Below are 19,327 nucleotides of genomic sequence, written 5' to 3'. Positions count from 1 at the left end.
GAACTCAGCTCTCAGCGCGGAGCCGGTCCCGTCGATCCCCGCACCACCAGTTCCGGCTCGAACAGCAGCTCGTCGGTGGTCGCGGCGGCGCCTTCAATCTGGTTGACGAGCACGTCCACGGCGGCCTGGCCCATCAGCTCGATCGGCTGACGCACCGTGGTCAGCGGTGGGTCGGTGCAGGTCATCAGCGCGCTGTCGTCGAAGCCAACGACGGAGATGTCGTCCGGCACGTCCAATCCCAGCCGCCGCGCCGCCCGGATCGAGCCCAGCGCGAGCACGTCGCTGGCACAAATGAGACCGGTCACCCCGCGCTGAATCAGACGAGACGCCGCAAGACGAGCGCTTTCCATCGAAAAATTCGTACGCTCAATGGCATCTTCCTTGATGGAAGCTGCAGCAAGTTTGCGGCGTGACGGCACATGGTCCTCCGGTCCGAGCACCATTCCGATCCGCTGATGACCCAAGGAGAGCAGATGGCCGTACGCCTGCTCGACCGCAACCGCATCGTCTGTCGAAATATGCGGGAAGCCCAGATCCGTGACCCCGCCATTGACCATCACCACCGGCATCCGGCGATCCTGCAGTAGCCGGTAATGCCCATGCTCGGCCTCCGCCAGCGCATAGGAACCACCGGCGAACACCACCCCGGAAACCTGATGGTCGAGCAGCATCTCGATGTAGTCCCGCTCGGGCACTCCACCGATCGTGCGCGCACACAACGCCGGCGTGAAGCCGCGCTGAGCCAGCGATGCAGTCACCACTTCGGCCAGCGCGGGAAAGATGGGATTCTGCAATTCCGGGAGTACGAGCCCAACCAACCGGCCGCGTTCCCCCCGCAACTTGGTCGGCCGCTCGTAGCCAAGTACATCAAGAGCGGTAAGAACGGAAGCCCGCGTCGCCTCGGAAACCCCGGCGCGCCCGTTGAGCACCCGGCTCACCGTGGCCTCGCTGACGCCCGCCTTCTTGGCCACCTCGGCCAGCCGCTTGCTCACGTCCCCGCCCCCTCACCCGATCGCCCGCTCACACCTCAAGCCTCCTCTTGCGCGGCCCAACTGCCGCGCCTCAAGCCGTGTGCTCACCCGCACCCTCTCAAGCCGCCGGTCACCTCCCACAGGCACCCCAGCACCCCAACCTCGGAATCTTACGTCAGATTTATGAAAAAACTGAACCGCCACTTTCAACACCTGACCGATCCGTGATCGCCTTTGCGATCCCGCCCGAAATGACCCGAGTACCCCGTCCGGGATGTGATGGTGGAGAAACGACCAGTGAAGTGATGGGGCTGAACACGATGACCGATTCTTGGGACACCGGCCACCGCGACTCGGTGTACCGGCTCGCCGACGTCAGCAGCGACATGGCCACGGCCACCCGCTCTGCGGTGCGCGCCGCGGAGACTGCCGTCGCGGTGATTCAGAAGCTTGAAGCGAGCAGCACCGAGATCGGCAAGGTGGTCCAGCTCATCGCCACCATCGCCAAGCAGACCAACCTGCTCGCGCTCAACGCCACGATCGAGGCGGCCCGCGCGGGCGAAGCGGGGCGCGGATTCGCCGTGGTGGCCAGCGAGGTCAAGGACCTGGCGAACGAGACCGCGACCGCCACCAGCGAGATCGGTGGTCAGGTGGGTGGCATCCGCGAGGGTACGCGCAACGCGGTAGCCGCGATCGAGGAGATGCAGACCCTCATCGAAGAACTGGACCGCTGCCAGCAAGTAATCAGCGGCATCGTGGTGGAACAGCAGAGCGCTCAGTAAGGCGGAGTCGGCGCGCGGCGGCGGTTGCGGAAGAATAGACGGATGGCGTCACTTTGCCCATGCGGCTACGGGCTTCCGTACGAGGAATGCTGCGGCCCGGCTCACGAAGGTCAGGCCCCCGCGACCGCCGAGGCGTTGATGCGCTCGCGATACTCGGCGTTCGCGATGGATGAGACGGACTACTTGCGGACCTCCTGGCATCCCGAAACCCGGCCGGCTTCGGTAGCGTCCGACCCGCAACTTCGCTGGGTCGGACTGAAAATTCTGGACAGCAGCGGCGGCGGGCTGTTCGATGCCGAGGGAACGGTCGAGTTCCAGGCCCGCTACCGCGACGGCGGCAAACCCGGCGACATGCACGAACGCAGTCGCTTCGTACGCCACGACGGTCGCTGGGTCTACTGGGGCCCCATCCCTTCCACCGCTTGAGGAACCCTCGTGACTGAAGACCTGCCGCGCCACCCCGAAGAGACCGGCCCGCCGTGCCACGCCGAAGAAATCGTTTCGCCGCGCCGCGCCGAGGATGACGATTTGCTGCGCCATGCCGAGGAACTCGACGCGGGCGACCCCCTGGCTGACCTGCGCAATCAGTTCCTGACGGCCGGCAATGCCGACGTCATCTCGTACCTGGATGGGAATTCGCTGGGACGGCCGCTGCGCGCGACCGCCACGCGGATCGATGATTTCGTGCGCGAGCAGTGGGCCGGGCGGCTCATCCGGGGGTGGACCGACGGCTGGCTCGATTGGCCGCAGCGGCTCGGCGATCGGCTCGGCGAAGTGGCTCTCGGTGCGGCGCCCGGCCAGACCATTGTCGGCGATTCGACGACCGTGCTGCTCTACAAACTCGCCCGCGCAGCCGTCGACGCCCGCCCCGGTCGCACGACAATTGTGGCGGACACCGACAATTTCCCGACTGATCGGTACGTTCTCGAGGGTATCGCCGCCGAACGTGGGCTCACGCTGCAGTGGATCACCACCGACCCGGTCTCCGGAATCACCCCCGAGCAGGTCGCGGAGGCCGTGTCCCCGGGCACCGCGCTGGTGCTGTTCAGCCACGTCGCGTACCGCTCGGGCTGGCTCGCCGACGTTGCCGCCATCAACGAGATCGCGCACGACGCCGGGGCGCTCACATTGTGGGACCTATCGCACTCGGTCGGCTCGGTTCCGGTGCGCCTGGACGAATGGGGCGTGGATCTGGCGGCCGGTTGCACCTATAAGTACTTGAACGGAGGGCCGGGAGCACCGGCTTTTGCGTACGTCCGCAAGGATTTGCAACCCACGCTGCGCCAACCGATCCAAGGCTGGATGGGCCACCGGGCCTCGTTCGAGATGGGACCCGGCCATGAACCGGCGGCCGGAATCCGCGCCATGCTCAGCGGCACGCCCCCAATCCTGGCGATGGTCCCGCTCGACGCCAACCTCGACATGCTCCAGTCGGCCGGCATCGAAACAGTCCGCCACAAATCCTTGCAACTGACCGACTACGTCTTGCTGCTCGCCGACCGCTGGCTTGCACCCCTCGGTGTGGAAGTTGCAGGCCCCCGCGAAGCTGCCCGCCGAGGCGGCCACGTAACGCTGAACCGGCCAGGGTTCGAAGACCTGCTTGCACCGTTGTGGGATCGCGGCGTCATCCCCGACTACCGGCGCCCGGACGGCCTGCGGATCGGCCCGGCCCCGCTGAGCACCAGTTTTGTGGAGGTGCATCGAGGGCTCGGCGTGCTGCGTGACCTGCTGGAGAAGCAAGCGTGACGTGGTACCTGCCCGAAACGGTGTGGGTTGACGGGCGACTGGCGAGCGGGCTTGCAATGCAGGCCGCTGCCCCTGTCGCTGTTGTGCAATCTCAGTCGACTTCCTCCAGCGCTGACGTCGTGCGTCTTCCAGGATCGGTTCTCCCCGGTCTCACGGACGCCCACGTGCATACCGCGCTGATCGACCTCCCCATGCTGCGTGCCGGTGGCATCGCCGCTGTCTGGGACCTGGGCGGACCGCCCAACCATCTGGCCGGTCAAGCCCGGAAGAACACCATGGCCGTCCGGTACGCCGGACCGTTTATGATCGCACCGGGCGGCTACCCGAGCGACCGTTCCTGGGTGCCACCCGGAAGCTGCCGCGAAATCCATTCCCCGCTCGATGCGAGTGCAGCAGTCGAAGAAGCGCACGCTTTCGGCGCGTCTTTCATCAAGGTGACCGCGCACGCCGACGGACCGATGCTGCCGCCCCATACGTTGGCCGCCGTAGTCGATGCCGCACACGCGCGCGAACTGCCGGTAGTGGTTCATGCCGAGGGCCCCGGAACCGTCGCGGCAGCTTATGACAGCGGTGCTGACCTGCTTGCGCATACCCCGTGGACCGAAAACGTGGACGACGGCCTGGTGCGGGCGTGCGCCGACCGAATGACGTGGATCAGCACGCTGGACATTCACGGCTGGGGCACCCCAACGGCGGCGCGCACTATCGCTATCGGCAACTTGCGCCGCTTTTGGTCGTACGGCGGAAAGGTTCGTTACGGCACGGACCTGGGCAATGGCCCCCTGCCGGTGGCAGTCAACGCCCGTGAAGTGCGCGCACTCGGAGAAGCAGGGATGCAACCATCCGACATCCTCACCGCCATGACCGAAAATGACGGTACGACCGGACTGACCTGGATCCCGTCAGGGCTGGACTTGAACCCCGAGATGTTCGCCCAATCAATCGCCACCGCGCGGGTACTCGGCCCGGAAGCCCACCCCTCTCCAGAGGCCTGACTGCCAGTCGGATCTCTCGACTGCGGCCTGCCGTCTCCGGCGGGGCATGCCGTCCGGCTGGGGCTTGCCGTCCGGCTGGGGCTTGCCGTCCGGCTGGGGCTTGCCGTCCCGGCTGCGATCGGCCGTTTCGCCTGCGGCTGTTTCGCCTGCCGCTCTTTTGCCTGCCGTCATGGTTGTGGCTTGCGGTCTTTTCCGGGGTGGCTGTGTCTGGGTTTTATGCTTTGATCATGGGTTTGACTGTGGTGAGCGGGGCGAGTGGTCGCTTGGGCGGCCGAGTTGCTGGTCGGCTGGGCGCGCCGCAACGGTTGCTGGTTCGTGACGCTTCGCGGGCGCCAGCCATCGAAGGTGCCGAGGTTGCGGTGGCTGCGTACTACGACAGGGACGCGATGCGGAAAGCGCTCACCGGAGCGGCAACCGTGCTGATGGTGTCCGGCGCCGAGACGCCCGAACGGGTCGCTCAGCACAAGACGTTCATCGACGCGGCCGTGGACGCGCAGATCGAGCACCTGGTGTACACCTCGTTCGTGAGCGCGGCGCCGGACGCCGTGTTCACGCTGGCCCGCGATCATTGGGCGACGGAGGAGTACATCAAGGCAAGCGGCATCCCGTACACGTTCCTGCGCGACAACTTGTACGCCGACTTCCTGCCCCTGCTGGTCGGCGAGGACGGGGTGATCCGCGGTCCCGCCGGCGACGGCCGAGCCGCTGTGGTGTCGCAGGACGATGTTGCCGACTCGGCGGTGGCGGTGCTCCGGGAGCCGGGCGCGCACTCTGGTCGTACCTATGATCTGTCCGGCCCCGAGGCCTTGACTTTCACCGAGATGGCAGCGGTGGTCGCCCGCGCCACCGGCCGCGACGTGCGCTTCCACAACGAAAGCCTCGAGGAGGCGTACGAATCCCGAGCCTCCTACGGCGCGCCATCGTGGCAGGTCGACGCATGGGTGAGCACCTACACGGCAGTCGCAGCCGGCCAGATGGACGTGGTCGACCAAGCGGTAGCGAACTTGACCGGCCGCCCAGCAATGACCTTGGCGGAGACCTTGCGCGGCTAAGGCAGCGCGGAGACCTTGCGCGGCTGGAGCTGCGCAAAACCCTTGTGCGAGTGAGGGTGTCCGGATGATCAGGTCGGTCGTGCGTGGCTGCACAAGCGTTCGTCTCGGCCGGAGTGAATGCCGGCCGGGACGAGGGCGCCGAGTCTTCAGATGTCCACGGTCTCCCCGGTGGTTGCGCTCATGCGGGCCGCGTCCAGGACGTCCATGTTGCGCACGGCGTCCCACGGGTCGACGGGCACCGGGTTCTCGCCGCGCACTGCTGCCGCGAAGGCCGGGTAGAACTGGTCCCAGCGGCCGCGCTCGCTGCGGACCGGCGCTCCTGTTGCCCCTCGGTAGAGACGGCCCCACGTGTGTTCGGGTTCGGTGCCCCAGCGGTCACCGAGGGTGGCGGGGGAGCGGCCGGCCTTGAGGGCTGCTTCCTGGCCGTCAAGACCATCGATGATGTACGTCCCCGTGGTGCCGCTGACCCGGAAGCGCGGGCCCGGCGCCGCCTGTCGCCAGCTTCCCCACAGGTGGCTTTCGACGCCGCTGACGTGGTGCAGCGCCACGAACACATCGCTGTCGAGTTCACCGTCGGCGCGCAGTTCGGCGTACACCCGGGCGGTCGGTCCGAACAGCAGGTGCGCCTGGTCGATGAGGTGTGCGCCGAAATCCAGCAACGTTCCACCGCCGGCGGCGGGCGGCTGACGGTCGGGCGACCACCTTTCGAAGCGCGACTCGAACCGGCGTACCTCACCAAGAGCGCCCTCGCCGATCAGCCGCTGCAAGGTGAGCAGGTCGGAGTCGTACCGGCGGTTCTGGTAGACGCTGAGCAGAACACCGGCCTGCTGCGCGAGCGTGGCAACTTCCCTCACCGCCTCGGCGTCGAGGGCGAACGGCTTGTCGACCACGACGGGGATACCCAGCGCGATGGCTTCGCGGGCCAGCGAGGCATGGGTCGCAGCGGGAGTGGAGATCGTCACGGCGTCCACGCCGGCGGCGGCAAGATCGGCGATCGAGTCGTACGCCCGCACGTCGGGGTAGGTCCTGGCCAGCTCGGCCCGCCGCTCGTCGGACCGGGTCACCACACCGGCGAACTCCACGCCCGCAGCGGCCGCAATGAGCGGTGCATGGAAGATTCGCCCGCCCGACCCGTACCCCACCAGACCGATCTTTGTTGCCGTCATGTTCCGGATCTTACAAACCGGCGCCCGCGGGAGCCATGACGCAGGCCGTCCGATCTGCTCGCCCCCCGCCGGGTCTTCCCCTGATTCGTTGCCCGGGTGGGCGAACTCAGCCATGGCGGACAACGTTGCGGTAGATCGCGGGCGTGCCCTCGGCCAGTAGGGCTGCAAGCTCAGCAGCCGGCATGATCGGTGCGATCAGCGGCCCCTGCACCGCGGTCGCCTTCGTGTCGCGTAACCGCTCAAGCTCCTCCTCAGTGGTAACGCCCTGCACAAGGGTCTCCGTGCCGAGCAGGGCACCAACCGACAGCATCAGGTCCAGTGTCTCCGGGGCACCGGTGAGGAATGAGCCATTGATCTTGAGCTGGTCGATCGGGAACGCTCGCAGCGACGCCAGCGACACGTATCCCGTACCGAAATCGTCGAGCGCAATCCGCACCCCGCTGGCGGACAGCACATCCAGCTGGGCGCGGGCTCGCGCATCGTCGATCTGTTCGGACTCGACGATTTCCAAGGCCAGGCGCGAGGGTGCAAGCTTGCATTCGGCGAGCGTCCCCAGGACGGCCTCGGCGAATTGAGGATCGAAGAGTTGATGAGCGCTCAAGTTCATGCCGAGCTGGAGCTTGCTTCCCCCCGGAATATTGCCGATGTCGGCAGCAACCCTGCGCAGGAAGAACGCGGTTACCGCCGTCAGCTCGCCGGTTCGCTCGGCCAGGGCAAGCAGCTCGCGGCAGTTCACCGGGCCCATGCTCGGGTGCCCCCATTGCACGAGAGCTTCGACGCCCGCCCACTTGCCTGTGGTCAAGTCGAGGTACGGCTGGTAGAACACCTCGATCTCGTCGCGCTCGATGGCATACGGGAGCTGGTCTTCGAGTAGCCGGTGCCGGGCGACCTCGCCGTGTTCCTCGACGGTGAACAGTGACACCCGGTTCTTGCCGCGCGCCTTGGCCGAGTACATGGCGATGTCGGCGCGCCGGGTCAGTTCGGACGCCTTGGTGCCCAGCTCGTTGATGGCGACACCGATACTGGCGCCGACTCGTACGGTGGCTTCGCTCAAGCGCATCGGCTCCACCAGCCGGTCGCACAGCGTCTCGGCCATCTTGACCGTCCCCGCGGCGTCCGCCACGCCGGTGAGCAGGAGCACGAACTCGTCGCCGCCCATGCGGCCGGCGATGCCGTTGTTGCCGCCCACCTCTTCGATGCGTCGCGCGACCTGAACCAGCAGCTCGTCGCCGGCGGCATGCCCGTAGCCGTCGTTAACCTTCTTGAAATCGTCGAGATCGATGTTGAGCATGGCGACCGAGCTGGGAGCACCGTTGTCGACCGCGGTGATCAGCTCCCGGAAGAACTTGGCCCGCGTCGGCAGGTGGGTGAGGCTGTCATGGTTGGCTTGCCTGTCGAGTTCGGCGTGCGAACGCAAGCTGTCCTCCGCGAGGCGTACTTGCGTGCCGAGGGTGCGGAAGGCGTTGATGACCGGCTCGGGCACGGGGCGGACGCCACCGACCAGCCGATAGCTCCGCGTAGCTAGCTGCTCGACATTCCAGCTCAGGATCCGGGGCGCAATCCGGGACAGCACTTCGGCCGGATCGGTCAGCACCGCCGCCGGCAGAACCTGAGCGTGCAAACCTTCAACCCCTGCGCCGGCGGCGGCCTCAACGCGCAATCCGCTCTCGTCCTCGGTCAGAACCAGCAGGGCAATCCCGGGACTCAACGTCGCCAGACGTTGCCCGGCATCCAAGGCGATGCGGTGGACCGTGGCGACCTGGGTGGCAGCTAGCATCTCGTTTCCGGCTTGGGCGAGCAACGCCTCCCGCGCGGCTGCCTGCTCCTGCCGGCCCAGTGCCGCATAGATCGCTCGGGTCAGCGCCGTCACCAGCAGGATCTGAGGGATCAGCTGAGCCGACCGCCCCAGGTCCATGAGCGCGCCGATCGGGGTCGGTGCGGCGATCAGTGCTGCCGGAAGCGACAACATGCCGAAAAACGACCGGACCGCCCACGAGCGCAGCGAACCGTAGAGCGCCTGCACCAGGAGCAGGATCATGGTCAGACCGATGGTGGCGATGGGGTCGCGGAGGGCGGAACCGGCGACTGCGACAAAGAGCGGGAGCACAATGGGGTCGACGACCCAGGTCCGTCCCCGCACGTAGGTGGTCAGGAAGCCCACGGCCAGACCGGCGAGCGACAAACGCGCCAGCACGTCCCATACGTGCGACCCGGTGGGCTGCAACTCGCCGAGCTGGGTGGTCAAGCTGATGCACGCGAGCACCATGGCGCCGAGCCGGACCCGGCCCAGCGTGGTGGCCGGAATGAGAAGCTGCCATCGCCGCACGTTCGCCTGTTCGGTCACAAACAGCTCGGTCTGAGCGACAGCAGTCGCCCGGACGCCCGCCAAACTGTGGGCGTCGGCGGCAGCCCCGGGGATTTCCTGATGGTCAGGCATGTTGTAGCCGATCGCCGCCGCGGTCCTGGTGCCGGGCCGGGTCGAACCGCTCCACCTGATGCTTGCCGCGGACCTTCGCCGCGTACATGGCGATATCGGCGCGCCGGGTCAGTTCGTCGGGGGTGAGCCCGACATCCGCCAGGGCGATGCCGATGGAGGCACCGACCCGTACCGCGGCACTGCCGAGCGTCACGGGTTCACTCAATGCGGCGCACCGCTCGCTGGCGACCTGTTGAGCCGCCCCGGAATGGGTCAGACCGGTGAGCAGCAACGCGAACTCGTCGCCACCGAGCCGCGCCGCGAGCGCGCCGGCGCCCCCCGCTTGACCGATGCGCCCGGCCAGCTCCACCAGCAGGTCGTCGCCACCGGCGTGCCCGTAGGTGTCGTTCACCTGCTTGAAATCGTCAAGATCAATCTGCAGCAACGCCACGGTGCCCGGCGGTCCGAGGCGTAGCGCCTCTCTCAGCTCCTTGAAGAACTTCGCCCGGGTGGGGAGTCCCGTCAGATCGTCATGGTTGGCCTGGTAGTCGAGTTCGGCATGCGAGCGGCACGCGGTCTCGCCCAGGATCACCTGGTGACTGATCAGCCAGAACGCGTCGGCAATGTCCCGCTGGACCGGCTTGATCCCGCCGACCAGTGAGTGCAGGTCATCAGAGACCGTCTCGATGCGCCAGTGCCGGAACCGACCGGTGAAAGCGGCGATCAACTGCGGATCAGCAACCACTGTTTCCGGCACCGCAACACCCAGCACCTCATCGGGAAGACCGGCCGCATTGTGCACGTAGAGACCGGCCGGTCCGCGCCGCAGCACAACGAAGGCGACGCCCGGCGTCAGCCTCACGATCTCCCGAGCCGCCTCTATGCCGGTGCGGCGCACGGACTCGACATCGGTCATGCTGATCATCCGGCTGCCGGTCCGGGCCAGTACGGCATCACGCGCGCTGACGCTCTCCTGATGCCGCAGAGCCAGATAGATGCCCCGCATCATCAGCGCCATGAGTGTCAGCGGCGCAATCATGTTGATCATTGCGGCGGAGTCCCATGCCATGCGTCGCCCCAGCGACATCGGGGAGATCGCCACGGCGGCCGGCACCGCGACGAAGGACCCCAGGGTCCGGGCTGCCCACAGCCACATCGGGCCGTACAACGACAGAGTCAGCGTGACTGCGAGCGCAAGCGTCACGGTGGTTAGCGGATCCCGCAGGCCGGATCCGCCTATGACGATGAGAAGCGGCAGCGTAAAGGAGTCCCACCACGGCGCCCGGCGCAGCAGCGAGGTGAGAACAAGTGCGGTCACCATGAAAACGATCGCCATGAACGAGGCCAGGAGCCAGGCGGGCGTGCGCTCGGCATTGCCGATCTGCGGCAGGTTCGCCAGCAGCGTCAGGCTGCTGACGGTCGCGGCCGCCAACCGGGTCTTACCGATGTTGCCGGGAAACAACCGGCCGGCAGCGCCGACCAACGATTGCAGAGCTCCGGTGCCTCGCGGGACGCGCCACAGCGACACGCGAATGCTGGTACGCGTACGCCGACGGGCATGCGTCGGGCTGCGTCGCTTGTCGCGCGGCGGCTGCCGAAGCCTGGTCACGCTTGCTCGATCGGTCGGCCAGGACGTCAAGTGAGACTTCCCTGTCGGAAGGTTGACGGCGGGCTGTGAAGCCCTTCCTCCCAGGTCACTATGGGCGCCATGGAACCCGCACAGCTGGATCGTCCCCCGTACGCGGATCTCGACCGGATGCCGTCCGACACGCTTGCCATGCTGGTGGCGACGCTCGACGCGATGACGCGTCACCCGGAGATCCGGCGCGTGCGGCACACCGCGTGGGAGCTGCTGCGACCTGCCCCGGGCCAGCGGCTGCTGGACGCCGGATGCGGAACGGGCGACGTGGCCCGTGAGCTGGCTGCTGCGGTCGGCACGGAGGGCGAGGTCATCGCCCTTGACCGCTCCCAGGCGACCTTGGCAGCCGCGCGCGAGCGACAACAGGGCGGAAACGTTCGCTACGCCACGGGCGACGTCTGTGATCTCGACCTGGACGACAACAGTGTCGATGGCGTCTGGTGCGAACGGGTGTTGCAACACGTCCGCGATCCCGACCGCGCCATTGCTGAACTTGTACGGGTCACCCGAAGCGGTGGCCGGGTCTGCCTGCTCGACACCGACTGGGCCTCGCTTGCCTTCGATGGTGTGCAGAGCGCACTCGCCGGTGCGGTGCTCAGACAGGCTCGCGGCCGGCTTACCCCGCATCAGCACGACCTCGGCCGGACCCTGCGCCGCCGGTTGGTGGACCATGGGCTGACCACTATCACGGCCACGCCGGTGACCTGCTATTTCCCGGACCCCGGCTCGGCGGCGGTGGTGCTGCCCATGGTCAACCCGGCCGTTCCGGCACACACGTGGGCGGCTCCGCACGACCTGTGGTCCGACTGGTTGGCTGAGATCAGGGCAGCCGGTGCACGCGGTGACTTCCTGGCGGTCCTGACGATCTGGGTGGTTGCCGCAGATGTATGACTGGAGACTGTTCATTCGTCGGCCGTCTCTCGAAAGAATTGCCGCTTCTTGACGTCACGTACCACGAAACCGATTCGCCCCAGCTCCTCGCGTAGCTGGCGGCTTTCCTCGGCGTCACCCTTGTCGAGGGCCCGCTGCCTGGCCGTCAACAGCGCCTCGGCCGTGAGGTCCATGGCGGGAAGCCCGGGCACCCAACGCGAATACTTCCCTTCATAGGGGTCTTGCTCGGCCCACAAGGATCCGAAGAGTGCCGCGAGGCGCTCCGGCCGTAGATGACACGGCTCACGGGCCAATTCTTTTCCTGTACGGCCAAGCAAAACCAAGTGGTCGTGCTCGCGGAAGGCGCGAGCCACCGACGCGCGAGACACCACCCGGCGTACTCCTGGCCGGGACAACACCACCTGCTGCCGGTACAAGCCAACGGTGAGTGACTCCTTGTCCACGAAAAAGGCCAGGACGAGGCCAAGCAATGCTCCGATGCCGGTAGCGCCGATCAAGGCGCCGGGCTCCGGCAATCCAGCCACCAGCCGGAACGGTCCACGCATCGGTGCGAACGGGATGCGCAGCAACTGGGCGGGAAGCAGATGTGCAACCCATCCCGCCCCAGCCGCAGCAACCGGCAGCCCGGTCCACACCAAGGCACGGAACCACCGGGGCGTAGCGACCGTCTTGTCGCCCGGTTGTGGGCTCGTCTCGTCTCTCACGTACCGACCTTGGCTCGGCGGGGCCCTCCGCCGATACGGCCAAGAGTCGATGTGTCGTCGACCAAAGTCGATGAGTCCATCGACTCATGGCCACTGCCCACCCGAACGGCGGAAAAGTAGCGTCGACGCCATGAAACGGTCATGGCTGCTGGAGCTCGGTCTGGGGCTGTTCGCGATGGCCCTGGGCTCCTACTTCCTCTGGACAACCGTGTCCGAGGGCGGCGGTGCGGCGATGCCGGCCGAGGTGCTCGCGGGCGCGTGTGCGTTTGCCGGTCTGATCGCTTTCCGGCGCACCCACCCGGTGGCTCTGACGTTGGTTCTCATCCCCGCCGGGATTGTTTTCGGTCTTCCGATGGGCGCTACGCCGATCGCGCTTTTCGCAGTCGGACTGCACCGTCCCGCGCGTGTAGCGGCGCTCTTGGCCGCTCTGCACAGCGTGATCGTGACAGGCGCCTATTACCTTGCGCTCGGCCCGACACGGACCTTCGCCGAGGCGTCGGCGTTCATCGTTCTCACACATGTGAGCCTGGTGACGGTTGCGATGTTGATCCGGTCGCACCGCAGGCTCGTGCGCGCCTGGGCGGACCGCGCCCGGCAGGCGGAAGAGGGCCAGAAGCTGCGCGTGGAACAGAGCCGGCACCTCGAGCGGGAGCTGATCGCTCGGGAGATGCATGACGTCCTCGCCCATCGCATCTCGTTGCTCGCGCTGCATGCCGGTGCGCTCGAGGTGAGCCGGGATGCCTCCGAGCAGGAGCAACAGGCGGCGAATGTCATCCGCCAGAGCGCTTACAAGGCGTTGGAGGATCTGCGCAGCGTCATCCACATGCTGCGCGATCCTGCCCTTGACCATCCTCAGCCGACCCTGGGCGACGTGCCGGCGTTGGTCGAGCAGTCCCGCCATGCCGGCGCACATGTCTCCTTGGACTTCGTCGTGACCAGCCCGGTGCCCGACGGGGTGGGGAGGCACGCGTACCGGATTGTGCAAGAGGGGTTGACCAACGCTCACAAACACGCGCCCGGCGCACCGGTGACCGTGGCGGTCACCGGGCGCAAGGACGACGGATTGGTGGTCGAAGTCGGCAACCTGCTGCACAGCAATGGAAGCGACGTGCCGGGCGCGGGCGCCGGGTTGGTCGGGCTCCACGAGCGGGTGCAGATGGCGGGCGGACGTCTGGAGCACGGACCGACGGCGGCCGGCGAGTTCCAGCTGAAGGCCTGGTTGCCATGGAGTCAGTAGCGCAGGGCCGATGCTCAGATCAAGATCTGAGCCGCCCCGGGGACGGGGAGAGAGCCGGACACGTCGCCGGGAATGCCGTCAGTGAGGGAAAGCCAGGTGACGGTGCCCGAGCGTTGGTTGGCGACATAGAGCCGCTCGCCATCCGGATCGAGGGCGAGGTGACGCGGCCAGTCGCCGCCGCACGGCGGCGCGGCGACCCGTTCGATGCCCATGCCGTCCTCGCTGATGCCGAAAACACCGACCGTGTTGGTGCCGCGGTTGCTGACGTAGAGGAAACATCCGTCGGCGGAGACGACGATCTCTCCAGGGTAGTTCGTTACTCCCGTGTCCGGAGCGGCCGCAACGACCTGGCCGGGCTTGAGGATGCCGTCGGCGTAAGAGCACACCGTCACGGTGGAGTCGAGTTCGTTGGCGACGTAAGCGACGGTGCCCGAGGGGTGAAAGACCAGATGGCGGGGACCGCTTCCCGCGGGCAGCGCGGTGCGGGCCACCTCGGTGAGCACTCCCACCTCGGCATCCAGCGTGTACGTGAAGATTGCGTCGCGGCCGAGGTCGACGGCAAGCAGATAGGCGCCGGACGGGTCGACGACGACTTGGTGAGCGTGCGAGCCCGAGCCGTGCGAGCGCTTGTCCGATGCCTCGGCGGGAGTGCCGTCGGCGTTGATCGGGTGGGTCACCACCGCGCCTTCTCCGTACAGGGAGACGAACAGGAAAGCGCCGCTGGGGTGAACGGCCACGTGGGCGGGTCCACTGCCGGTGGGGACGGTGCCCTGCACGCTCAGGTCCGGCGCCAGAGCGCTAACTGTGCCGGCTTCCTGCTCGCTGATCGCGTAGAGCAGGCCACCCGCCGGGCTGGTGGCCAGCCACGAGGGTTCCGGTATCTCGGCCGTGGAAGCGTCAACCACCGGCGCTCCGGTGTCGGGGTCGAGGTGCCCGCCGGCGATGCCGGGACCCCCTGCGGACGTGTACGAGCCGAGGTGGAAACTGGTCGGCGGCGCCTCATCATCGGCGGCCGCTGGGAGAGCTGTGAATGCGCCGGCCCCAGCAGCGGCGGTGAAGGCGGCAACACTGCCCAGTTTGAGAATTCCTCGACGGGTGGTCCTCGATCCATCCATGTAACTCAATCTAACGGAGGAGCTGCTGCCGTGGTGGTGCGGGTGCTGCTCGTAGACGATGACGCATTGGTTCGCAGCGGGCTGACGTTTCTGCTGGACGCGTTCGATGACATCAAGGTGGTGGGAGCGGTGACAGACGGAACGCAAGTCGCGGGGGCGATCAACCGGGACCGGCCGGATGTGGTGCTGATGGACGTACGGATGCCGGGAATGGACGGGTTGACCGCCACCGCAGCATTGCGGGCCAGGCGCGATCCCCCTGAGGTGATCATGCTGACCACCTTCGACCGCGACGACCATGTTGTCCGGGCGATGCGTGCAGGGGCCAGCGGGTTTCTGCTCAAGCACACCCCGCCACATGACATCGCGCGCGCGATCAGAAGCGTTGCGGCGGGGGAGCCGATGCTTTCACCGGGGGTGCTGCGGCGGGTGATGACGATGGCCGCGGCCGGAGATGTCGACCCGCGCGAAGAGCGTGCCCGGGTGGTGCTGCAACAGCTCAGTCCCGGCGAACGGGAGGTGGCGCTGCTCGTCGCGCAGGGCCACACCAATCAGGAGATCGGTGTGGCCCGGCTGATGTCGACGGCGACGGTGAAGGCCTACGTATCACGGATTTTGGCGAAGCTGAAGCTCGCCAACCGGGTCCAGATCGCCCTGCTCGTGCACGATGCCACGGCCGGCCGCGATGCGGGCTGACATGGACTCAGGCACCCTGCGAGCTGGGATTTCAGGCGACCGGAACCATGGCGCGGAGCAGGTGGTCCAGCTCAATGCTGGCGAAGCCGATCCGGACATCGCTCGCACCGTACGGGAGCCAGAAACGGCCGTCGTGGACCAGACCGCCGCACGAGTAGACGACGTTGGGCACGTAGCCCTCGCGCTCGATCTCGTCCGGCTCCAGCAGTCCGTCGGGCAGGTCGGCGATCACGCGTTCCGGGTGATCCAAGTCGAGCAGCATGGCGCCGATCGCGTACCGGCGCATGGGGCCGACACCGTGGGTGAGCACGAGCCATCCCTCGCTGGTCTCCACCGGGGAGCCGCAGTTGCCCACCTGGATCAGGTCCCAGCCACGGTGCGGGCTCAGCAACGGCACCGCGGCCTGCCAGCGGTTGGACGAGTCGCGTTCGCTCAGGCCCAGCGTCTCGCCGTCCGAGCGGCACAGCGCGAGGTGGCGGCCGTGCACCGGGCGTGGGAACAGGGCAACCCCCTTGTTCCTCGCCGCCGGGCCGCGCAGCGCGGTGACCTCGAAGTGGCGCAGGTCGCGGCTCTGCAGCATGCGGCCACCGATCTGCCGGCCGTCGTATGCCGTGTAGGTCGCGGAGTACGACGTACGGCCGTCAGGCTCCACCACCTGCACAAAGCGGGCGTCCTCCATGCCGTTGCTCTCCGCGGGCGTGGCCGGCCAGAGCACTCGCTGGTGCACGGGAACGGTGACCGGGAAGGCGACCGCGTAATCCGTGGCAGTGATCTCGCGCAGCAACGCCAGCGTCTCGCCGGTGGTGGGGCGCGCCAGCAGTTCGCCGGGAAGGTGGCCGAGAACGTCCTCGAACTCCTCCTCCGAATAGGTTTCCGGCAGCGACGCCAGCACGGTGGCCGACAACTCGTTGTCGATGTCGCCCTCGGCAAGCCCCGCGGCGAGCAAGTCACGCTGGTGACGGGCGTCCGTACGCTCGCCGACCATCAGCGGGCCGTCGCGGTCCTCCAGCCGGATGTGGTCTCCGGGGCCCAGCACCGCCGAACAGAAGCCGATCGACGAGATGTGACCCTCGCCGATCTGGCGCAGGCTGATGGCCACCCGCAGTTGTCCCGGCTCGACGCCGGTCTGGTCCGGGTGCGGCACCATCGACGGGTTGCACAGCGCCGCGGCCTCGATCGCGTACTCGTGGCTGAAGTACGCGCCGATCAGGGTGCGGGCGTTCGGCGAAAGCTCGACGTCCTGAGGCACGCGGTGGTGCAGCAGGTCGAAGTGATGGCCGAACGTGCCCAGCAGATCGTGGTGGCGTCCGGCGAAGCGGGTCAGCACGTCGTCGAGCAGCCGGGCGATTTCATCTTCGTCGAGCTGCAGGATGCGCTCGATGAGGCTGGACGCACGGTTCTGCAGGATCTGCGCGTCCTCGCCGGGCACGAACAGCTTGATCACCACGCGCCGCCCGTCGGGCTGCATCGTCAGCGCGTGGCGCAGAGCGAGAGAGGTGGTCTGGACTTGTTCTTGCGGATCGAGAGTTGCTGTCACGCTGGGCCGCCTGACGGTCGGGTCGCGCTGCGCCCTGCCCACGCACGGGCGTGTTGCAACGTGGAGACGAGCGCGAGAGTGGATTCGGCACCTTGATTCAGATTAGGGCCTTCCGGTGTCAATCCGTCATAACATCCGCCAGTCAGGGGGTCATGCATGACGGTTCCGGTGTCGTTGTCGCCGAGGAACCAGGCGATCGCCTGGAACAACGGGGCATCCCAGGCGTCATCGCCGGTAACCGCTGACGCGGTGGCGCAGGCGTCCGCGGTTGCCGCCGCCTCGATCGGCTGTTGATCGAAACGGTGACGCGACGCCGGCAGCGCCGGCGCGGAGGGCGAGGAGAGAGTGGGCGCCGTCAAGGAAGCCGACGACGGGGGCCGGGGCGCCGACGGCTCCGGCCGCTCCGGTCGCCAGCCGCCGACCGGAACGGTGGACAGGTGGCCGTTGTGCTCCTGGACCTGGCACAGCCAGGTCAGCATGCGTAGTCCGTCAGTCAGCAGGGGTTCGTCACCGAGGAGGTCGCCCGCATGGATGAGGACTTCAGCCAGGGCCGGATTGGCGTAGGTCAGTACGGGTTCTGGCCAGACCCAGCCGGGGTCGCTGCCGGGCAGCCCGACCACGGTCGCCGCGTCCGCCAGAAGCTGCGCTGCCGCCCGATCTGCCGGGAAGGCGCGCAGGACCTCCGCCGCGCCCAAGCCCGCGAAGGCCATGGCCCGCGGCCACGGCGAGCGCTGCTGGGCGCCGACCAGGAAGGACTCGTATGCCTCCCTGCGGATCCACGGCACGACACTGCGCCCGGCGGCGGTGCCCAGGCCCCACAGGGCGCGGCCCCACCAGTCACCCAAGCTGGGTTTGTCCTGCCAGCGCCGGTCGTACGACATGCGGTTGCGGACCGAGCCGTCAGGCGCCATGGCATGGGTGATGAAGGCGAGATAGCGCTCGGACAGACCGGTGACCAGCGCTGTCGGCTGCGGTTCGCGGCTGGCTACGAGCAGGCCGCGGGCGACATCGTCGACGCAATAGCCGTGCTCCCGCCGTACCGTCGCATGTCTTGCATGTTCGAACAGCCCCGTGTCGTCGGACAGGCGGGCGATGTGCGACCAGTTCGGTTCCGGGGCATCGATGAGCTGCAGGGGCGGCGGGACCAGCCGCAAGGTCACGCTCATGCGGGTACGGAAGTGGCGACGGGCGTGCGGTCGGCAAGCAGACGGGCGGCCAGGCTCTGGTACCGGTGTGCCACGGCCGGCCAGCGCAGGGTAGGGCCACCTGCGAGGCCGGTCAGATGATTAGCGACATCGGGCGATTGCAGCAGATGCTGGATGGCCGACGCCATGGCCTCCGGATCCTGGTGCGGTACCAGCAGGCCCGGGCCGTCCGCGAGCAACTCCACCGCGTGTGGGAATTCCGTGGCCACGACCGGCACGTCCGCGCCCACGGCCTCGATCAGCACGCCCGAGGTGACCTGCTCGGTCGAGTCGTACGGCAGGACAACCACGTCGGCCGAGCGGATCAGGCGGCTCAAAGCGGTCTGGTCGAGGTAAACGTCTTCCCAGCGCACCTGCTCCGACACGCCCAGCTCGGCCGCCAGGTCCTTCAACGAGTTGCGATAGGCGTCGCCGTGCTGTTCGAGAACCTTCGGATGGGTGCGTCCGGCCACCGTGTACAGGGGCATCGGGTCCATGTCCCGCAGGCCAGCGAGCGCTCGCAGCGCCCACTCGATGCCCTTGCCCGGCCCGAGAAGCCCCCACGTCAGCAGGTGCGGCACCTCACGGGCTTCGCGCGGCGCGCTGGTGTGACTGCCGGCACCGTGCGGGATCACTGTGACCTTGTGCGGGTCCACGCGGTAGCCGGCCGTGAGGCGCCGGCGGGCGGTGTCGGTCATGGTGACCACCGCGTCCGCGGCCTCGGTTACCCGCTCGAGCACAGCGCGCTGGGACGGCGACGGTGTGCTCAGCACGGTGTGCAGCACCACGATCGTTGGCACCTTGAGCGCCTGCAGCAGCGGCAGGACTTCATCGCCGTCGGTGCCGGGGTAGATGCCGTACTCATGCTGCACGACCGCCACGTTGAAACGGTTGAGGGCGGCGGCTGCGGCGGTCCAGCCGCCGGGCGTGTCGGTGTGCCACGTGTGAACCACCCGCGGTGCCGCCGGGTCCACCTCAAGCCCGCCTCCGGCCGCGTCGGCCGACAACAACCGGACCACACCGCTGCCGGACGCCCCGGGCATCCCGGCTGCGGTCAGGTGGGACGCAAGTGCCGCATTGAATGTCGCCAAACCGCACTGCGTCGGCGGATAGGTGCTCAGAAAGCCATAGGTCACGGGCATGGCAGCCCCTTTCTGATCAGGCGGCTGCCTCCCCGCACCGCGAAGGAGAGCGAG

General features: G+C 67.7%; 17 protein-coding genes and 1 pseudogene. 9 read left to right on the top strand and 9 right to left on the bottom strand.

The window, feature by feature from the left end:
• Positions 1-11: 11 nt before the first annotated feature.
• Positions 12-992, bottom strand: a complete 981-nt coding sequence (locus tag TFC3_RS23165) for a LacI family DNA-binding transcriptional regulator (protein WP_067503657.1) — start codon at positions 990-992, stop codon at positions 12-14.
• A gap of 230 nt (positions 993-1,222) precedes the next feature.
• Here TFC3_RS23165 and TFC3_RS40220 point away from each other — a divergent pair, with 230 nt between their 5' ends.
• The 5 genes from TFC3_RS40220 to TFC3_RS23140 all read left to right on the top strand — a co-directional run bounded on the left by TFC3_RS40220 (position 1,223) and on the right by TFC3_RS23140 (position 5,546).
• The gene (locus TFC3_RS40220; RefSeq protein ID WP_369819640.1) at positions 1,223-1,753 is read left to right on the top strand and encodes a methyl-accepting chemotaxis protein; all 531 of its coding nucleotides are present in this window, start codon (positions 1,223-1,225) and stop codon (positions 1,751-1,753) included.
• Positions 1,754-1,795: 42 nt separating this feature from the next.
• Complete coding sequence (locus tag TFC3_RS23155; RefSeq protein ID WP_067503652.1) at positions 1,796-2,179, top strand: YchJ family protein; 384 nt, start codon at positions 1,796-1,798, stop codon at positions 2,177-2,179.
• 9 nt (positions 2,180-2,188) lie between these two features.
• Positions 2,189-3,499 (top strand): kynureninase, encoded by a 1,311-nt coding sequence (locus tag TFC3_RS23150; RefSeq protein ID WP_369819639.1) that lies wholly within the window; start codon positions 2,189-2,191, stop codon positions 3,497-3,499.
• Positions 3,496-4,494: an amidohydrolase family protein gene (locus TFC3_RS23145; RefSeq protein WP_067503649.1), complete on the top strand. Its 999-nt coding sequence runs from the start codon at positions 3,496-3,498 to the stop codon at positions 4,492-4,494. The genes TFC3_RS23150 and TFC3_RS23145 overlap by 4 nt, the downstream gene beginning before the upstream one ends.
• A gap of 227 nt (positions 4,495-4,721) precedes the next feature.
• A complete protein-coding gene (locus TFC3_RS23140) occupies positions 4,722-5,546 on the top strand; it encodes an SDR family oxidoreductase (protein WP_067503646.1) in 825 nt (274 codons plus the stop codon).
• A 146-nt stretch (positions 5,547-5,692) separates the two neighbouring features.
• Here TFC3_RS23140 and TFC3_RS23135 read toward each other — a convergent pair whose 3' ends face one another.
• The 3 genes from TFC3_RS23135 to TFC3_RS39560 all read right to left on the bottom strand — a co-directional run bounded on the left by TFC3_RS23135 (position 5,693) and on the right by TFC3_RS39560 (position 10,044).
• On the bottom strand, positions 5,693-6,712 hold the full coding sequence (locus tag TFC3_RS23135) for a Gfo/Idh/MocA family oxidoreductase (RefSeq protein WP_067503643.1): 1,020 nt from the start codon (positions 6,710-6,712) through the stop codon (positions 5,693-5,695).
• 106 nt (positions 6,713-6,818) lie between these two features.
• Positions 6,819-9,149, bottom strand: coding sequence for a bifunctional diguanylate cyclase/phosphodiesterase (locus TFC3_RS23130; RefSeq protein ID WP_067503639.1), 2,331 nt, complete (start codon positions 9,147-9,149; stop codon positions 6,819-6,821).
• Complete coding sequence (locus tag TFC3_RS39560; protein ID WP_236718438.1) at positions 9,142-10,044, bottom strand: GGDEF domain-containing protein; 903 nt, start codon at positions 10,042-10,044, stop codon at positions 9,142-9,144. Before TFC3_RS39560 ends, TFC3_RS23130 begins: the two co-directional genes overlap by 8 nt.
• Positions 10,045-10,827: 783 nt before the next feature.
• On the opposite strand from TFC3_RS39560, the pseudogene TFC3_RS40525 reads away from it, so the two are divergent.
• A pseudogene (locus TFC3_RS40525) lies at positions 10,828-11,388 on the top strand (methyltransferase domain-containing protein); the annotation flags it as partial.
• A 42-nt stretch (positions 11,389-11,430) separates the two neighbouring features.
• A complete protein-coding gene (locus tag TFC3_RS39550) occupies positions 11,431-11,658 on the top strand; it encodes a hypothetical protein (RefSeq protein WP_236718460.1) in 228 nt (75 codons plus the stop codon).
• 11 nt (positions 11,659-11,669) lie between these two features.
• Here the strand turns inward: TFC3_RS39550 and TFC3_RS23115 are convergent, their stop codons facing one another.
• Positions 11,670-12,293: a hypothetical protein gene (locus TFC3_RS23115; protein ID WP_201787201.1), complete on the bottom strand. Its 624-nt coding sequence runs from the start codon at positions 12,291-12,293 to the stop codon at positions 11,670-11,672.
• 199 nt (positions 12,294-12,492) lie between these two features.
• Here TFC3_RS23115 and TFC3_RS23110 point away from each other — a divergent pair, with 199 nt between their 5' ends.
• Positions 12,493-13,599, top strand: a complete 1,107-nt coding sequence (locus TFC3_RS23110; protein ID WP_067503633.1) for a sensor histidine kinase — start codon at positions 12,493-12,495, stop codon at positions 13,597-13,599.
• Between the two features lie 14 nt (positions 13,600-13,613).
• On the opposite strand, the gene TFC3_RS23105 is transcribed toward TFC3_RS23110, so the two are convergent.
• Entirely contained in the window at positions 13,614-14,714 is a 1,101-nt protein-coding gene (locus tag TFC3_RS23105) for a lactonase family protein (protein WP_067503630.1), read from the bottom strand.
• 30 nt (positions 14,715-14,744) lie between these two features.
• Between TFC3_RS23105 and TFC3_RS23100 the strand changes: the two genes are divergently transcribed.
• On the top strand, positions 14,745-15,410 hold the full coding sequence (locus TFC3_RS23100; RefSeq protein WP_369819638.1) for a response regulator: 666 nt from the start codon (positions 14,745-14,747) through the stop codon (positions 15,408-15,410).
• 31 nt (positions 15,411-15,441) lie between these two features.
• On the opposite strand, the gene TFC3_RS23095 is transcribed toward TFC3_RS23100, so the two are convergent.
• From TFC3_RS23095 to TFC3_RS23085, 3 genes are read right to left on the bottom strand one after another with little or no spacing between them, the layout of a single operon-like run.
• Positions 15,442-16,947 (bottom strand): glycoside hydrolase family 130 protein, encoded by a 1,506-nt coding sequence (locus tag TFC3_RS23095; RefSeq protein ID WP_067507308.1) that lies wholly within the window; start codon positions 16,945-16,947, stop codon positions 15,442-15,444.
• Positions 16,944-18,113, bottom strand: a complete 1,170-nt coding sequence (locus TFC3_RS23090) for a glycosyltransferase (RefSeq protein WP_067503627.1) — start codon at positions 18,111-18,113, stop codon at positions 16,944-16,946. Before TFC3_RS23090 ends, TFC3_RS23095 begins: the two co-directional genes overlap by 4 nt.
• Entirely contained in the window at positions 18,110-19,273 is a 1,164-nt protein-coding gene (locus TFC3_RS23085) for a glycosyltransferase (protein WP_067503624.1), read from the bottom strand. The genes TFC3_RS23090 and TFC3_RS23085 overlap by 4 nt, the downstream gene beginning before the upstream one ends.
• Positions 19,274-19,327: the final 54 nt, after the last annotated feature.

It is taken from the genome of Actinoplanes sp. TFC3 (assembly GCF_001553785.1).
In the GTDB taxonomy this organism is placed as follows: domain Bacteria; phylum Actinomycetota; class Actinomycetes; order Mycobacteriales; family Micromonosporaceae; genus Actinoplanes.
Note: the sequence above shows the minus strand (reverse complement) of the source record. Positions and strands in the feature narration are given on the sequence as shown.

What these genes read in the sequence shown, in the direction of transcription:
- TFC3_RS40220 (WP_369819640.1), top strand. Translation starts at nt 1,223, where the DNA reads ATGACCCGAGTACCCCGTCCGGGATGTGATGGTGGAGAAACGACCAGT.
- TFC3_RS23105 (WP_067503630.1), bottom strand. Translation starts at nt 14,714, where the DNA reads ATGGATGGATCGAGGACCACCCGTCGAGGAATTCTCAAACTGGGCAGT.
- TFC3_RS23110 (WP_067503633.1), top strand. Translation starts at nt 12,493, where the DNA reads ATGAAACGGTCATGGCTGCTGGAGCTCGGTCTGGGGCTGTTCGCGATG.
- TFC3_RS23155 (WP_067503652.1), top strand. Translation starts at nt 1,796, where the DNA reads ATGGCGTCACTTTGCCCATGCGGCTACGGGCTTCCGTACGAGGAATGC.
- TFC3_RS39560 (WP_236718438.1), bottom strand. Translation starts at nt 10,044, where the DNA reads ATGACCGATGTCGAGTCCGTGCGCCGCACCGGCATAGAGGCGGCTCGG.
- TFC3_RS23085 (WP_067503624.1), bottom strand. Translation starts at nt 19,273, where the DNA reads ATGCCCGTGACCTATGGCTTTCTGAGCACCTATCCGCCGACGCAGTGC.
- TFC3_RS23090 (WP_067503627.1), bottom strand. Translation starts at nt 18,113, where the DNA reads ATGAGCGTGACCTTGCGGCTGGTCCCGCCGCCCCTGCAGCTCATCGAT.
- TFC3_RS23135 (WP_067503643.1), bottom strand. Translation starts at nt 6,712, where the DNA reads ATGACGGCAACAAAGATCGGTCTGGTGGGGTACGGGTCGGGCGGGCGA.
- TFC3_RS23140 (WP_067503646.1), top strand. Translation starts at nt 4,722, where the DNA reads ATGGGTTTGACTGTGGTGAGCGGGGCGAGTGGTCGCTTGGGCGGCCGA.
- TFC3_RS23130 (WP_067503639.1), bottom strand. Translation starts at nt 9,149, where the DNA reads ATGCCTGACCATCAGGAAATCCCCGGGGCTGCCGCCGACGCCCACAGT.